Below are 15,218 nucleotides of genomic sequence, written 5' to 3'. Positions count from 1 at the left end.
GCTGCGGGCACCGGGCGACTCATCACGCCTGGTGCCCGCCATTGTCAACTCAGCCGAACCAATAGGCGGTACCGCGCATTTCCAGGCTGATACGTGCTGGCGCATCCGGCCCGGCCAGCGGATTGTCGAAAGCGCCGTGCGGCATGAGTTGCGCGCGAGCCGTGTCGCTTTCGCTGGTCTTGAACACCAGCGCTTCGCTGCGGTGCATATTGGAATAGTAGAACCAACGGTGTGCGGGGTTGTGCGCCAGCAGATAGTTGGGAAAGCCCCACTCGGGGCTGCCATCAAGCGGGTCGAAGATCGCCTCGCAATCGATCAGGTCGTCGGGTGCTAGCGAGCTATAGTCGCATAGCCCCAGCGGCACGTCCTGCGGCGGATCGCTGAGCACGCGCCACACATTGTATTGCGCGCTGCGCACCACGGTCTTGCCCTCGGGCGCGGCCTTTTCGCGCATGGCGGCGGCGGCCTCCTTCGCCATATCGACATGGACGAAGCGGGCAGGGTGCGAATTGTCGTGCGCCGCGTTGACGCCCTGCCTTTCGGAAAAGCGCAGGATGCCCATTGGGGCCATCACGACCTGGTGGCAGCCTGTGAGCGAGGTGATCAGCTGGGCGATCTCATCCGAATGCACGCGCTGCACCTCGGCGAGGTCGGTCAGGTCGGCTACGGCGCTTTCGTGCTCGACCAAGGTAAAGCCCTCGATATCGAGCGAGCAATCGCGCCCGCGCGCATCGCGGATCGTGACCTCCTCCGGCGCCAGCGGCACGAAGTCTTTCTCGTGCGCGTTGGCGTAGAAGTAGGGCTTCTTCTCGGTCCGCTCGCTATAGCCGATGCGGGCGCGCAGGTCTGTCATGCCAGCCTCTCCCAAGACTTGCCGGTACGAGGGGCGTTATGCGTCCTCGAACTCCTCGGTGTCGATCGTGGGCCGGATCGCTTCGTGATAGCGGTGTCCGTGAACCGTCGAATGGTTGATGATCTCGCCAGCCTTCGCGATCGCATCGGCAGGAATCTCGACCGTCGCCGCGTGGAAGTTCTCTTCCATATGCGCGATGCTGGTGGTGCCGGGAATGGCGTGAACGTTATCGCCCTGTTCGAGCACCCAGCGGTTGGCAAGCTGGGCCGGGGCCACGCCCACCTCCTTCGCCAGCGCCTCGAACTGTTCGATCACGGCGAGGTTTTTCGGCCAGTTTTCGGCGTTGAAACGCGGCATCTTGGTGCGCAGGTCTTTCTCTTCCAGCGTGCTCGGATCGCGCAGCGCGCCGCCAAGAGCGCCGCGTCCGGTGCTGGAAAAGGCGACCAGCGCGATGTCCAGTTCCTTGCAGGTGTTCAGAACGCCCAATTCGACGTTGCGCGTCCACAGCGAATATTCTGGCTGGACGGCGGCAACCGGATGCACCGCGTGGGCCTCGCGAATATGCGCGGCAGACCACTCGGACACGCCATAGGCGCCGATCTTGCCCGCTTCCATCGCCCGCACCATCGCACCGACCGAATCGGCAATGGGCACTTTGGGATCGAAGCGGTGCATGTAATAGAGGTCGATATGGTCGGTCTTCAGCCGGGCGAGGCTCTTGTCGAGGTTTTCGGCAATGCTCTCGGGGCTGCAATCGACACCGCGTTTCGGCCCGTCGACCACGATCCCGCACTTGCTGGCGAGCAGGAACTCGTCGCGCCGGTGCATGATCGCCTCGGCCAGCAGTTCCTCGTTCTTGCCGCCGCCATAGATGTTGGACGTGTCGAAGTGATCGTAGCCGAGATCGAGCGCCTTGTTGAGCAGTTCGACCTTCACCTCGTGCGCGGGCGGGGTGGCATAGGCCCACGAGAGGTTCATGCAGCCAAGGCCGATGGGATGGACTTCGCGGCCAGCGAGTCTGCGCTTCATATGGATTCCCCTTGGTGTGTGCGTTGCTGTAAACACTTGCGGCCGCGCCACGTCGAGCAGCGCGGCCGCAAAATGGCTTGGTCGGCGGGGCTACCCCCGCGTCAGAATCAGGACCAGCCGTCCTGCTCTTCGAGGCTGGCGGCGAGCTTGCCGATGGTGCGATAGCACTCGATCACGCCCTTCACCGAGCTGTTCGGCTCGCGCCCTTCGCGGATCGCGGAGATGAATTCGCGGTCCTGCAATTCGATGCCGTTGTTCGAAGGCACGTCGACGCCCGACAGGTCGATGGGCTCGTCCTTGCCGTTGAACAGGTCGTCATAGCGCGCGAGGTATGTCGCGCTATCGCCGATGTAGCGGAAAAAGGTGCCGAACGGCCCCTCGTTGTTGAACGAGAGCGAAAGGGTCAGGATCTGGCCCTTGTCGGTCTTCATCTGGATTGACTGATCCATCGCGATGCCCAGATCGGGGTGCTTGGGGCCTTGCAGGATGTTGGCGGCGATCACCTTGGCGCCGGTCATGTACTGGAAAATGTCGATCGTGTGCGCCGAGTGGTGCCACAGCAGGTGGTCGGTCCAGCTGCGCGGCTCGCCCTTGGCGTTCTTGTTTTCGCGGCGGAAGAAGTAGGTTTCCACATCCATCGACAGGACGTTGAACTTGCCCGCTTCGATCTGCTGCTTCACGTACTGGTGCGAGGGGTTGAAGCGGCGGGTGTGGCCGACCATGCAGACCAGGCCGGTTTCTTCCTGCTTCTTCAGTACGGCTTCGGCATCGTCCCAGCTGTCGGCCAGCGGAATCTCCACTTCGACGTGCTTGCCCGCATCCATCGCCTTGATCGCCTGATCGGCGTGCATCTGCGTGGGCGTGCAGAGAATTACCGCGTCGACATCGTCGCGCTTCAGCATCTCTTCGTAGTCGGTGGTGGCATAGCCGATGCCGTATTTGTCGGCCATGGCCTGGGTCTTGTCCATGGTGCGGCCGACCAGCGCGGTCACTTCCACGCCGTCGATGTTCTTGAGTCCGTCGAGGTGCTTTTCACCGAATGCGCCGCCGCCGGCGAGTGCGATTTTCATGAGGGTGGTCTCCTGTTGCGGATGTTGCGCCCGGTCGTTGGGCGCCGTGAAATGCGATCGGCCCGCATGAGCCTGTCACTATGACAAGCGCATGGCGGGCCGACCCGGTTCCGAGATTATTCCGCCGCTGTCGCGAGCGAGTGGCCCGAGTGAACCACGCGCGGGTCGAGCGCTTCGCCAGCGGTCTCTTCCGGCTGCAGGATCAGCGCGCCGAGCGCGGTGTTCGAGGCAGGGATGTGGTAGAAGTTGTAGAGATCCTTCACCTTGTCGCCGAGCGCGCCGCGCATGATCAGCCACATCACCAGCTCGATGCCTTCCGAACCCGCTTCGCGCAGGTATTCGATATGCGGCATCTTCGCGAGCGTGTCGGGATCGTTGATCAGCTGGTCGATGAAGTTCAGGTCGAACTCCTTGTTGATCAGGCCAGCGCGCGGGCCCTGGAGCTGGTGGCTCATGCCGCCGGTGCCCCAGACGTGGACGTTGAGGTCTTCGGGGAAGCTCTCTACCGCCGCCTTGATGCTGTCGCCCAGCGCGAAGCAGCGCGCGCCTGAGGGCGGCGGATAGGTCACGACGTTAACCGGCAGCGGAATGACCTTGCACGGCCATTCTTCCGGCTCGCCGAACATCATCGAGAGCGGAATGGTGCAGCCGTGGTCGACGTCCATCTGATTGAAGATGCACATGTCAAAATCGTCGAGGATCAGGCTCTGGGCGATGTGCCAGGCGAGATCGGGGTGGCCGATCACGTCGGGCACGGGGCGCGGGCCCCAGCCTTCGTCGGCGGGCTTGAACTCCTCGGCACACCCGATCGCGAAGGTCGGGATGCAGTTCATGTCGAAGGCCGAGGCGTGGTCGTTGTACACCAGCACCACGACATCGGGCATGTTGCCCGGCTGCTTGATCCACTCCTTGATAGCCTTGTAGCCATCGAAGACGGGGCCCCAATAGTCGTCGCCGGTCTTGCCGGTCTGGATCGCGGCGCCGAGCGCCGGGATGTGGCTGGACGTGATGCCCGTGGTTACGCGTGCCATGATTAGTAGCCTCCCTTGATCGAGCGGACGCCCTGCGGGGCGCGGCCGCCATCGATCATCATCTTTGCATAGTCTTCCTGCGTCATCCCGGTCATCGAACCGGCGGCGAACTGGAAGCTCTTGCCGTCGGTCGAGAACAGCTTCGACAGGTAATAGACGTTGCCGCCGCAATCGATCATCGCGTTGTAGTCGCGATCGAGCACGGCCTGCTTGGCTTCGTCCGTCAGGTTCCATTCGTCGAGATAGGCCTTTTCGTCGGCCTTGAAGCGCTCGCGGTTTTCGGCCTTCATCAGGCTCATCGCGAACTGGTTGAGCCAATAGCCCTTGCGCGCCCGCTGAGCGGTGAACACGCGGGTGCCCGGAATATCGTCGAACTCGGCGAGATATTCGTGGATGTTGATCCGGTCTTTCTTCTTCTCGGTCATGTCAGCAGTCCTCTGCCTCTTTCCATTCGTAGGTAAGCGGGGCCTCGCGGAAGGCGAAGCGGTCGATGTGTTCTTCGAGCACGCCGCGCATGTGCACGTTGCGCTCCGCATCTCCGGTGGTGAGCGTGATGGCGATGCCTTCGGGCCGTGCCAGCAGCACCGCGCTTTCGAGGTCGGAGAAGGGGAAGGCCCCCATCCCGTCGCCCTCGTCGTAGGTGGCCGCCATCTTGTGGCTCCAGTGCTTCACCAGCTGCTGGATATACCGCTCGGGCTTCTCGCACTTGGCGAAGCCGTGGACGATGACGGGCCCCTCGCTCATCAGTAGCCCTTCTTCGCCAGCACCGCGTCAAGGCGGCCATAGACCTTACGGGCATTGCCCTCGAAGATCATGTGCTTCTCTTCCGCGGAAATATCGAGCGCATCGACATAGCGCTTGGTGTCATCGAAATAGTGCCCGGTGGTGGGGTCGATCCCGCGCACCGCGCCGACCATTTCGCTGCCGAACAGGATGTTCTTGTTCTCGATCACGTCGGCCAGCAGGTTGATGCCCGGCTGGTGGTAGACGCAGGTGTCGAAGAACACGTTGTTCATCAGGTGCGTATCGAGCGCCGGCTGCTTCAGCATGTCCGCGAGCCCACGATAGCGGCCCCAGTGATAGGGCACCGCGCCGCCGCCGTGCGGAATGATCATCTTCAGCTTGGGGAAGCGGCTGAACAGGTCGCCCTGCAACAGCTGCATGAAGGCCACGGTGTCGGCGGCGAGATAATATCCGCCGGTGGCGTGCATGGCCGGGTTGCAGCTGCCCGAGACGTGGATCATCGCCGGTACATCCAGCTCTTCCATCGCCTCGTAGATGGGGAACCAGTACTCATCGGTCAGCGGCGGGTGCTCGAAGTGGCCACCGCCCGGATCGGGGTTGAGGTTGCAGACCACGAAGTCCATTTCCTCGACGCAGCGGCGCAGTTCCTTCACGCTTTCCGAAAGGTCGCTCTTCGGGCTCTGCGGCAGCATGCAGCCGCCGATGAAGGTATCGGGGAAGAGCTGGGTGACGCGGTAGATCAGGTCGTTGCAGCGGCGCGCCCATTCGCTCGCCACGGCCTGATCTCCCACGTGCGGCGCCATGGCCGATGCGCGCGGTGAGAAGATCGCGAAGTCGGCCCCACGCTCCTTGATCAGCTTGAGCTGGTTCGCCTCGATCGTGTCGATAATCTCCTGATCGGAGATTTCGGGATAGGGCGGACATTCGGTGCCGTTCTTGTAGGCAGCCTTCTGCTCTTCGCGCCACGCATCGTGGCCCTTGGGCAGGACGGTGTAGTGGCCGTGGCAGTCGATGATAAGGCTCATGCTTTGCTCTCTTCTCCCCCGGAGGCATTCCGGTCGTTGATCACGGTCAGCTTGGCGGCGAGGCCGTCGGGTGGAGGGCTGATGCCCAGCGCCCCGAGCGCCTGCTGGCGGCTGACCGTGTTGTCGGTCATCAGCGGATCGATACCGAGGTCGCGCAACATGCGCGCCGCCTCGGCCATTTCCGCACTACGGCGTTGGCCATGGATCAGCATCCGGTCAAGGTTGTAGTCCGCGCGGGTCGGCCAGCTGACCGGCTTTTCGCTTGCGTCGAGGCTGGCGAGCACTTCGTCCAGCACGCCGGCCTTGCTGGCTGCGAGCACCATCTCGGCGGTCAGCGCCTCCAGTCCTTTCACCATCACCGAGCGGCACAGCTTGATCGCACTCGCCTGCCCGATCTCTGGGCCGACCACGCGGGTGTTGGTGAAGCCTAGTGCGCGCAGCATTGTTTCGGCTTCGGCGGCGCGTTCGCCCGCGATCAGCAGCGGCACGGCCAGCGCCTTGTCGACCGGCGCCATCACCGCGACATCGACATAGCTGGCCCCGGCAGCTTCCACCGCTTCGGCCGCCGCCTGCTTGGTGCCCGGGGCGACCGAGTTCATGTCGCAGAACAGCGCGCCTTCGGGTAGCAGCGGGGCATAGTCCTGCGCGGCCTTTAGCGCTTGGTCGGCAGTGACGAGGCTGAGCGCAAGCTCGGCCCCGGCCAGTGCCGCAGCTGCATCGGTGCCTGCTTCTACCTGGTAATCGGCCATGGCGGTGCGGCGCTCGGCCAGCAGGTCCCAGCCCTTGGCATGGGCAGCCCATTCACCGGCGCGGGCAAAGGTCGATCCGGCCTCGCCGAAGCCGATCAGCGCCACGCGGGGGGCAATTGTGTTCGAATCTTTCACGATCGTCGCTCTCTCCGCGATCCCTCTAACAATTGTATGTGATGCTTACAACTTCCCACGTGACCGGCTTGACCTTGCGCAAGCGCGGGTTCAGTCAGCCCGGAAAGGTAAACCAGCAGGAGAATCGCTGATCATGGGCGTTGTCGTCACCAAGGTCGAACGGGCCGATCCCGAAGTCGTTAGTGCTCTGGGCAAGTGCGGTGTGGCCACCGTTCACGAGGCGCAGGGCCGCACGGGGCTGCTCGCCAGCTACATGCGTCCGATCTATCCCGGCGCGCGCATCGGTGCCTCGGCGATCACGATCTCGGTGCCGCCCGGCGACAACTACATGGTCCATGCCGCGATTGAGCAGTGCCAGGAGGGCGACGTGCTCGTGATCGCGCCGACCAGCCCTTGTGAAGACGGCTACTTCGGCGACCTGCTCGCCACGTCAGCGCAGGCGCGCGGCGTGCGCGGCCTGATCATCGACGCCGGCATTCGCGACGTGCGCGACCTCACCGAGATGGACTTCCCGGTCTGGTCGAAGCGCGTATTCGCACAAGGCACGATCAAGGCCTCGCTTGGCAGCGTGAACGTCGACGTAGTTTGCGCCGGTGCCTTCATCCGTGCCGGTGATATTATCGTGGCCGACGACGATGGCGTCTGCGTGGTGAAGCGCGAAGAGGCCGAAGAGGTGCTCAAGAAGGCGCAGGCGCGCGAAGCGAACGAAGAAGAGAAGCGCCAGAAGCTGGCTGACGGCGTGCTCGGCCTCGACATGTATGGCTTCCGCCAGAAGCTGACCGACATGGGCCTGAAGTGGATCTGATGATGGACTCGACCCGTGTCATGTGGATGCGGGGAGGGACCTCCAAGGGCGGTTACTTCCTCGCCTCCGACCTTCCTGCCGATGTCGACGAGCGGGCGCAGTTCCTGCTGCGCGTGATGGGCAGCCCCGATCCGCGCCAGATCGACGGCATGGGCGGGGCAGACCCGCTGACCAGCAAGGTCGCCGTGGTCAACAAGTCGGAGCGCGAGGGGATCGACGTCGATTACCTGTTCCTGCAGGTGATGGTCGACAAGGCCATCGTCACCGATGCGCAGAACTGCGGCAATATCCTTGCCGGTGTCGGCCCCTTCGCGATCGAGCGCGGGCTGGTCGAACCGAGCGGTGATGAGACCTCGGTGGCGATCTACATGGAGAACACCGGGCAGGTGGCCGTGGCCACTGTCGAAACGCCGGGAGGTGCGGTAAACTATTCTGGTGACGCGAAAATTGATGGCGTGCCGGGCAGTCATGCGCCGGTCCCGCTGGAGTTTCGCGACACCGCCGGATCGAGCTGCGGCGCGCTGCTTCCCACGGGCAACCCGGTCGACGTCATCGAGGGTGTGCCCTGCACGCTGATCGACAACGGCATGCCCTGCATAGTGTTCAAGGCCGAGGACGTGGATGCTACCGGCTACGAGACGCGCGAGGAGATGGAGGGCGACGGCTTCGCCGACATCCGCGCCAAGATCGAAAGCATCCGCCTTGCTGCAGGGCCGCTGATGAACCTTGGCGATGTGAAAGATAAGTCGGTCCCCAAGATGACCTTGGTGGCTCCGCCCAGGAACGGCGGCGCGGTTACCACCCGCGTGTTCATCCCGCATCGCGCCCATGCCTCGATCGGCGTGCTTGGCGCGGTGACGGCAGCGACTGCTTGTCTGGTCGAGGGTTCGCCCGCCGCCGAGGTCGCACAGATCCCCGAGGGCAAGATCAAGACATTGAGCATCGAGCATCCCAGCGGCGAGATGAGCTGTGTGATGACGATGGACGACAACGGCGAAGTTGCCAGTTCGGCCCTGCTGCGCACCGCGCGCAAGCTGATGGACGGGGTCGTTTTCGTCTAGAATTCGGGAACCGGAAGTAGAGACAATCCTTCGACAAGCTCAGGATGAGCGGAGTCGGGGCTTTGGAGAATTGTATGTCTGACCGTATCGTTTCGTGGCATCCCAATCCCAGCAAGCCGAGCTTCACGCCCCCACCGGGCGCGGTGGACGCGCATTGCCACGTGTTCGGGCCGATGGATCCCTTCGGCTTTTCACCGAAGGCCAAGTATCTTCCTGCGGACGCCGGGCCGGAGATGCTGTTCGCCCTGCGTGACCACCTCGGCTTCGAAAAGAACGTCATCGTGCAGGCGAGCTGCCACGGCACCGATAACGCCGCCACGCTCGATGCCATCGCGAAGGCGGGCAACAAGGCGCGCGGTGTGGCCGTGGTCGACCCCGACATTTCGGAGGATGAGCTGCAGGCGCTGCACCAGGGTGGGATGCGCGGTATACGCTTCAATTTCCTCAAAAGATTGGTCGACAACGCTCCCAAGGACAAGTTCCTTGAAGTCAGCAAGCGCCTGCCTGCGAGCTGGCACGTGGTGATCTACTTCGAGGCCGATATCCTTGAGGAACTGCGCCCGTTCATGGACGCGATCCCGGTGCCCTTGGTGATCGACCACATGGGCCGTCCCGATGTGCGTCAAGGCCCGGACGGCGCCGACATGAAGGCCTTCCGCCGTTTCCTCGATAGCCGTGACGACATCTGGTTCAAACCAACCTGCCCAGATCGCCTCGATGCGATCAAGGAAGGCGGACAGGGCGACCCGTGGGATGCCTTTGCCGAGGCCGTCGCGCCGCTGGTGGAAGACTATCAGGACCGTGTGATCTGGGGCACCGACTGGCCGCACCCGAACATGCAGGACGAAGTGCCCGACGATGGCCATGTGGTCGACATGATTCCGCGCATCGCGCCCACGGAAGAGCTGCAGCAGAAGCTGCTCGTGACGAACCCCAACCGGCTTTACTGGTCGGACTGAGGGCGCTTCCGGCGCGGCATCGCTTGGGTGCCGCGCCGATCAGGCCGCGCGGTGCGCGCGCTTGACGCTGGCCTTATCCTGATTGTCGCTGACGTCACATTCGTCGCAGCCGTGAGCGCACGAAATGTGGAAGCGCGCTCCCGAATTGCGTTTGGCGACATAAAGCGCGCGGTCGGCGTTCTCCAGCAGCTCGAACCCGTTGCATGCGCCGCCATCATGAAGGAGCGAGGCCCCCAGCGAAGCGCCGGTTGGCAAGCTTTTCCCGCCGTACTCGATTGGCGCCGCCAGTTCTTCGGAGAACCGATCCAGCACCGAACCAAGATCGGACAGGTGTTGGTCGTCCTGAAGCAGCAAGACCAGCTGAGTCCCGCCCAGTCGGGCGGCGAAGCTGCCCTTTAGCCAGTTGCTGCGCAGGATGGCCGAGGCACGGCACAGCAGCGCATCCCCGGCTGCGCGGCCAACACTGTCGTTAACCGACTGCAAGTCATCCAGCTCGATAAGTACGACAGCCAGTGAGGCTCTGCGCTCCATGGTCGAGCGCACCACGCTGGCGAGCTTTTCATTGAATCGGTCGCGGTTGGGCAGGCCGGTCAGAGCGTCGTTTTGGGTGCGATACTCCAGTTCATGGATCAGCCTGTGCTTTTCACTGATGTCCTGTAGCACGCCCACGAGCGCTGCCGGTCGACCATTGGCAATTTCCAGCTCGCCCGACACGCGGACGCGCTTGACGGTGCCCTTGGCGCCTACGAAGTCGGCCTCGAAGTCATAACTCTCGCCGGTTTCGATCGCCCGCTCGATGCTGCTGCGCACCCTTGCCCGGTCTGACGCGGCAAAGAAATCGATTGCATCAGCGATACTGATATCGGCTCCCATCGGCAGTTCGTGGATCGCATAGATGCCCTGCGACCAGTCCATCAGCTTCCCGTCCAATGACAGGCGCCACGAACCGAGTGCGGCCATCCGTTCGGCTTGGCGGAATTGCCGCTGTAGCCGCCGCGTGCCTTCCACGTCCTCTTCAAGCGCTGCGCTGTTGCGCGCCTGTCGGTGCAGTTCGATGTGCTGAGTGTAGAGCGAGGCCATCAACTCTGACAGGCTCTCCAGCAGGGCCGTGGCGTTTGGTCCGAACTCGCGCCGTTCGCTGGAGAGCGCGCAAATCACACCCACCGCCTCGCCAAGCCCGCTGTCGTCGGCCTCCGCGAAGGCCGCAATGCCCGCAAAAGAGCAAACCTTTGCCTCACTGGCCACCAAGGGATGGTCTTTGAGCAGCGGGTGCATCGCGGCATCTGCAGCAATAAGCGGCCCGGCGTGTTCTGCGGCAGCAAGCGCGATAGATTGCTCGAGCAAACAACCCAAACCGGTCGCACCATACTGTGCGCTGGTCCAATGGTGGGTCGAATTGCGCATGCGCACCACCACGGTTTCGCAATCGAGTGCACGAGCGAGCGTGGCGGCAAGCGCCGGCAACGCGGAAGCATTTGCCGACGCTCGCGTCTCCTGACGTTCAAGCGCGAACAGCTGGCTACATTGGCTAGACGGTGCGACCCATTCCATGCCGCCAATTATTCAACCCAAGGGTAAATACTGACATCAGGGTCGATTACGTGAACTTGCCTAGTTTACTAGCCCTCGACAACCGAACGCACGAAATCGACCGTCTGGCGGGTGGCTGCAGCGAACTCGGTGGCGGTTGCCATGAAGCTGCCATAGCTGGCAAACTCGTGCGGTTTCATGCCTTCGAACTCGTAGGCCTGACGGAAGCTGGGGAGCTTCAGCAGCTTCTCGATGCTCGCCTTGTTGGGCTCGCGCTCGATGGCTTTGGGATCGAACGGGGCCAGTTCGTCTTCCACGTCCATCAGCTGTTTGATGTAGCCGGGCGGGCAGGTGTAGACGAAATCGCCACCGGCGAAGTCCTGAATGTGGCGCGAAACGGTGTTGCCGTCCTTGTCCTTTTCGACTCGCATCGAGCACTGCAGCATCTTCGACGGGTGGCCGCTGTCTTTGCCGTACCAGTAGGCACGCTTGAGCACGGCTTCCTCGCCGTCGCGAATCTCGTCGATCGAAAGGTTGATCCCGCGCAGCTTGGCTTCCAGCTTCCAATCGCCCTTTTCGCCGAGGCGGCTCGACATGTGGGTGATGACGCTGCGCCAGTTGGTCAGATCGACGCCCGCAGCCTTCGCGCGCTGCAGGCCAGCGGTCACGGCTGCCATGCAGCGCGAATACTGCGCGACGGCGAAGCTGGTGGTGTTGTTGGTCGAGATGCCGCGCGCGGTCAGCTCTTCCAAGACTTCGTAGCCTTCCTTCGAACCGGGCAGCTTGACCATTACGTTCTCGCCCATTGCGGCGATCGACAGGCCCTGCGCCAGCATCGCCTCCCCATCGGTGACGAAGCGCGGATCGACCTGGCCTGAAAGCATCCCATACTTGCCGCCCGAGGCCTTGAAGGCGGGCAGGATCGCATCGGCGCCCTTCTTCACCAGCTGGAGGTACATCTGCCAGTACACGCCCTCGACATCGAGCGCCTTGTCGGCCTTGGCAATATCGAGCACGAGCTGACGCCAGCCCTGCGGATCGAGCTGCACGGCCTGCAGGCTGAGCGGCGGATTGGTGGTGACGCCGCGGAAGCCCATCTCGGCAGGGTTCGCGGGGTCATAGAGACGGGTGAGCTGCGCTTCCCAGTCGGCGCGCTTGCCTTCGGGCGCGGCTGCCAGCGTTTCTTCCTTCCAGCTCGGGAAAACGAGCGGCGAGCTGTCCCACCAGATCTCGCATTCGGGATTGGTTTCGGCGAGCTTTTCGAGGACGTGCTTGCTCATCATCATCTCCAGACTTTCAGGTGCTGAGCGCCATTGGCACCGGCACGCAGACTGAGTCAATCGGGCGCATGGCCATTATGCCGTTGGTTTGTGACCTATCGGTGGCGGTATGGCATCAGACGCGGCGCAGGAACCCGTCGCACGAGGCGGTGATCACGATCTTGTTCTCGATGGTCTTGTCGAGTTCGAGCTTGAGCGGCTCGCCATCCGCGCCCGTTCGGCCCTCGTCGGCAAGGCGCTTCTGGTATTCCCACACGGCGGTTTTCGGATTGTCGCCCTTGCCCCACGGCCGGTCGGCGCACATTGCGTCTGGCAGGTCTTCGACGCCCGTATCCCACACCACGCAGTAGGAGCCTTTCGAGGTCAGCGGCGCATAAAGCTCCAGCTCGGCCAGCACGTGATCGTGGGTGTGGTTGGAATCGAGGAAGACCATGATCGTCTCGTGGCCCTCGGCCTGCGCCTTCACCTTCGCAAAAATGTCCTCGGCGATCGACGAGCCTTCGATGGTGACGATCTTGTGCGCCATCGGATGCTGTTCGATCCCTTCGCGGTTGTGCGGGCGGATATCGATGTCGACGCCCACCACCTTGCGCTTGCTGGCGCGCGGATCAAGCGGCTGGCCCGTTTCCACCGCGTCGCAATAGTCTAGCATGGCCAGCATCGAGGCCGACAGGATCAGCGATCCGCCATGGGCAATGCCGGTTTCGACAATGAGATCGGGGCGCACGGTCCAGATCAGTTCCTGGATTGCGTACTGATCCTGCGGCACCTGGATGATCGGGCGGCCGAGCCAGGTGAAGTTCTGCGCATAGTTGTGGCGGATCGCCTCGCGCAGCCAGATGTTGGTCATGCCTAGGAAGGCAGGGTCTTCCCCGATCCCGCGGATGTTGTCCTCTACATATTGGGCGAACTGGGCATTGGCAGACATGCGGATTGTCCCTCGATCAAGAAAGTGCGGCGGCGTGGATGTCCCACCACTGCGTGCGCGGGGCGAGGCGGTTGCCTTCGCGGTCGCGCACGGTCGTGGCGTAGTGTTCCACCATGGATGGGTAGGGCAGCCAGTCGCCCGCGATATCGCGCCCGAGCGGTCCGGACGAACCGGCGGGGAACGTGTGGCCGGTGGCTGGGTCGGTGTGGCCCGCGACGGTCGACTGGTCGAGCAGTTTGAAGCCGGTGTAACCGCACGCTTCGAGCGTCGCCATGTAGTCGAAACCGAAGCGGCAATCCTCGACGCTGACAAACTCGGGCTTCACCTCGGCATGAGCAAGCTGGTCGAGCACGATGTGGTCGACGCCTTCGACGTCGATCTTGCAGTAGAACGGCACGCCGTACTGGTCGAAGAGATCGGCGAGCGTCACGCATTCGACGGTGATGGCCTTGCAGGCGCTGTCGTCGCGCTTGGCCCAGCCGGGATCGATGCTGCTCCAGTGATCGTTGTCGAGATTGACGAGGAACTGCGTCTCGCCCGCGTTTTCCCAGATCGCCGCGTGAACCACCGTGAGGCGGCCTTCTGCAATGGCGGGAGCAAAGCGCATGGCGGCCTGTTCGCACAGCGCCGGATTGGCCTCGAGTGCGACGACTGTGTGGCCTAGCTTCAGGTAGTAGTCGGTGTCGTCACCGTTGTTCATGCCGAGGTCGAAGATCAGGCCGTTGTTGCGGGCAAAGCGGGGCATGGCTTCAAGCGCGCTCTTCGGGCAGGGCATAGACGACCGCGCCGGTGCCGCACCACGAGTGAACGCGCATGAGGAAGCGGTAGCCATCGAGCTTCTCCATAAGCCAAGCCGGAGTGCGCCAGATGCCATCGGCGTTGTGGTAAGTGGTGATCGCAAGGACCGGGCGGTGCTGCCCGATTGTTTCGATGCCGCCCTTGAGCGCGGCAAGCTCGCCGCCTTCGAGATGCAGCTTCACGAAATCGGGCGCAAGGTCGAGGCTGTCCAGCGTGACGGAGGGAAGCGGATCTTTTCCGCTCTCGGCGAACTGCGAGGCATAGCCGAGGCCAGCATGGAAACGACGTTCGTCCGCCTTGGCACCCAGCGCAACAGGATAGACTTCGGCCCCGTCGCAATCGAATGCCGCCAGGTTGGCAGGATCGGGTTCGATTGCGGCGATGGACGTGGGGCGCAATCCGCGCAGGTCCAGGAACTTGCGCGAAACCTGCCCATGGTGCGCGCCGCCATCGACGAAGCTGGCGAGCGCGTCGATGCGTTCGATCACTTCGGGAATGAAGAAGCGGCTATGGCTTTCGACCGGAGCGCCATCGAAGGTCCATTCCTCGCGGGCGATGCGCCAGGCGAGAAACTGCAGGTGATAGGCGCGCGAGAGGTCGTCGTCCCACAGGTCAAGCACCTCGCAGGTCGCAGCATAGTCTGCCTGGACCATATTCGTGGCAAACCAGCCGTTCGACAGCGGATGGCGCGCGCGCTGGCTTTCGGCCACATCGTAGAAGGGCACGATGTCGGTCCAGTCTTGCGCGGCCAGCTCCAGCTCAAGCGGCTTGAACGGGGCGGTGGCGATGCACAGCACGAGCTGCGCGGTCTGCTTCAGCTCGGAAGAAACCTCGTCCGGGTGGGCGATGGTGATGCCAGACCACTCAGAATCGGCACGCAGGGCCTCGGCATTGCGGTCGACCACCAGCGCAATCTCTTGGCCGAGCAACGCGAAATAGTCGCGCGCCATCCGGCCCATGTCGCCTCCGCCATAGAGCACCAGCGGCGATCTTGGCGCAACCGGCGCGGCGCGGCACGATGCGGCCCGCAGCTCGCCCAGCAACGCGCGTGCTTCCGCGCGCGACGGGGGCGCGAGCAAAGCCCGCTCGCCAAAGCGGCTCGTCTGCTTCGGGCGAAATCCTGTGTGGTCCTTAAGGCTCATCGGCTCCGGTCGTTCTCTTTAACAGATGGTCGGGAGAAGAGCCTGGTCAAACCTCGCGAAAAGCGCGCTTGGGGAGCAC

General features: G+C 63.2%; 16 protein-coding genes. 3 read left to right on the top strand and 13 right to left on the bottom strand.

The genetic code is table 11. The features are described from left to right. Positions 1-49: 49 nt before the first annotated feature. The 8 genes from ABDJ38_RS12035 to ABDJ38_RS12000 form a co-directional block, all read right to left on the bottom strand. Positions 50-853 carry a CmcJ/NvfI family oxidoreductase gene (locus ABDJ38_RS12035; protein WP_346785358.1) on the bottom strand — a complete coding sequence of 268 codons (804 nt, stop codon included), beginning with the start codon at positions 851-853 and terminating at the stop codon, positions 50-52. Between the two features lie 36 nt (positions 854-889). Beyond that, positions 890-1,882: an aldo/keto reductase gene (locus ABDJ38_RS12030; protein ID WP_346785357.1), complete on the bottom strand. Its 993-nt coding sequence runs from the start codon at positions 1,880-1,882 to the stop codon at positions 890-892. A gap of 107 nt (positions 1,883-1,989) precedes the next feature. Beyond that, positions 1,990-2,952: a Gfo/Idh/MocA family oxidoreductase gene (locus ABDJ38_RS12025; RefSeq protein WP_346785356.1), complete on the bottom strand. Its 963-nt coding sequence runs from the start codon at positions 2,950-2,952 to the stop codon at positions 1,990-1,992. A 116-nt stretch (positions 2,953-3,068) separates the two neighbouring features. Next, a complete protein-coding gene (locus ABDJ38_RS12020) occupies positions 3,069-3,983 on the bottom strand; it encodes a class III extradiol dioxygenase subunit beta (protein WP_346785355.1) in 915 nt (304 codons plus the stop codon). A gap of 2 nt (positions 3,984-3,985) precedes the next feature. Next, positions 3,986-4,408, bottom strand: a complete 423-nt coding sequence (ligA, locus tag ABDJ38_RS12015) for a protocatechuate 4,5-dioxygenase subunit alpha (RefSeq protein WP_346785354.1) — start codon at positions 4,406-4,408, stop codon at positions 3,986-3,988. Position 4,409: 1 nt separating this feature from the next. Beyond that, positions 4,410-4,727: a DUF2218 domain-containing protein gene (locus ABDJ38_RS12010; RefSeq protein ID WP_346785353.1), complete on the bottom strand. Its 318-nt coding sequence runs from the start codon at positions 4,725-4,727 to the stop codon at positions 4,410-4,412. Continuing rightward, a complete protein-coding gene (locus ABDJ38_RS12005; protein ID WP_346785352.1) occupies positions 4,727-5,752 on the bottom strand; it encodes an amidohydrolase family protein in 1,026 nt (341 codons plus the stop codon). Before ABDJ38_RS12005 ends, ABDJ38_RS12010 begins: the two co-directional genes overlap by 1 nt. Next, entirely contained in the window at positions 5,749-6,636 is an 888-nt protein-coding gene (locus ABDJ38_RS12000; protein WP_429771112.1) for an NAD(P)-dependent oxidoreductase, read from the bottom strand. Before ABDJ38_RS12000 ends, ABDJ38_RS12005 begins: the two co-directional genes overlap by 4 nt. Before the next feature lie 130 nt (positions 6,637-6,766). On the opposite strand from ABDJ38_RS12000, the gene ABDJ38_RS11995 reads away from it, so the two are divergent. The 3 genes from ABDJ38_RS11995 (at position 6,767) to ABDJ38_RS11985 (ending at position 9,461) form a co-directional block, all read left to right on the top strand. Continuing rightward, a complete protein-coding gene (locus ABDJ38_RS11995; protein ID WP_346785681.1) occupies positions 6,767-7,441 on the top strand; it encodes a 4-carboxy-4-hydroxy-2-oxoadipate aldolase/oxaloacetate decarboxylase in 675 nt (224 codons plus the stop codon). Further along, positions 7,441-8,502, top strand: coding sequence for a 4-oxalomesaconate tautomerase (locus ABDJ38_RS11990; protein WP_346785351.1), 1,062 nt, complete (start codon positions 7,441-7,443; stop codon positions 8,500-8,502). Before ABDJ38_RS11995 ends, ABDJ38_RS11990 begins: the two co-directional genes overlap by 1 nt. Positions 8,503-8,576: 74 nt before the next feature. Then, positions 8,577-9,461, top strand: coding sequence for an amidohydrolase family protein (locus ABDJ38_RS11985; RefSeq protein ID WP_346785350.1), 885 nt, complete (start codon positions 8,577-8,579; stop codon positions 9,459-9,461). 39 nt (positions 9,462-9,500) lie between these two features. Here ABDJ38_RS11985 and ABDJ38_RS11980 read toward each other — a convergent pair whose 3' ends face one another. The 5 genes from ABDJ38_RS11980 to ABDJ38_RS11960 all read right to left on the bottom strand — a co-directional run bounded on the left by ABDJ38_RS11980 (position 9,501) and on the right by ABDJ38_RS11960 (position 15,139). Then, on the bottom strand, positions 9,501-10,925 hold the full coding sequence (locus ABDJ38_RS11980) for a diguanylate cyclase domain-containing protein (RefSeq protein ID WP_346785349.1): 1,425 nt from the start codon (positions 10,923-10,925) through the stop codon (positions 9,501-9,503). A 155-nt stretch (positions 10,926-11,080) separates the two neighbouring features. Next, a complete protein-coding gene (locus ABDJ38_RS11975) occupies positions 11,081-12,271 on the bottom strand; it encodes a transaldolase family protein (protein ID WP_346785348.1) in 1,191 nt (396 codons plus the stop codon). A gap of 115 nt (positions 12,272-12,386) precedes the next feature. Further along, on the bottom strand, positions 12,387-13,199 hold the full coding sequence (locus tag ABDJ38_RS11970; protein ID WP_346785347.1) for a cephalosporin hydroxylase family protein: 813 nt from the start codon (positions 13,197-13,199) through the stop codon (positions 12,387-12,389). 16 nt (positions 13,200-13,215) lie between these two features. Further along, positions 13,216-13,944, bottom strand: a complete 729-nt coding sequence (locus ABDJ38_RS11965) for an FkbM family methyltransferase (RefSeq protein WP_346785346.1) — start codon at positions 13,942-13,944, stop codon at positions 13,216-13,218. Between the two features lie 4 nt (positions 13,945-13,948). After that, positions 13,949-15,139 (bottom strand): FkbM family methyltransferase, encoded by a 1,191-nt coding sequence (locus ABDJ38_RS11960; RefSeq protein ID WP_346785345.1) that lies wholly within the window; start codon positions 15,137-15,139, stop codon positions 13,949-13,951. Between the last annotated feature and the right edge of the window lie 79 nt (positions 15,140-15,218).

It is taken from the genome of Aurantiacibacter flavus (assembly GCF_039710615.1).
GTDB classification, from domain to species: Bacteria; Pseudomonadota; Alphaproteobacteria; order Sphingomonadales; family Sphingomonadaceae; genus Alteraurantiacibacter; species Alteraurantiacibacter flavus.
The sequence above is the reverse complement of the archived record's forward strand: the minus strand, read 5'-3'. Positions and strand labels throughout refer to the sequence as shown.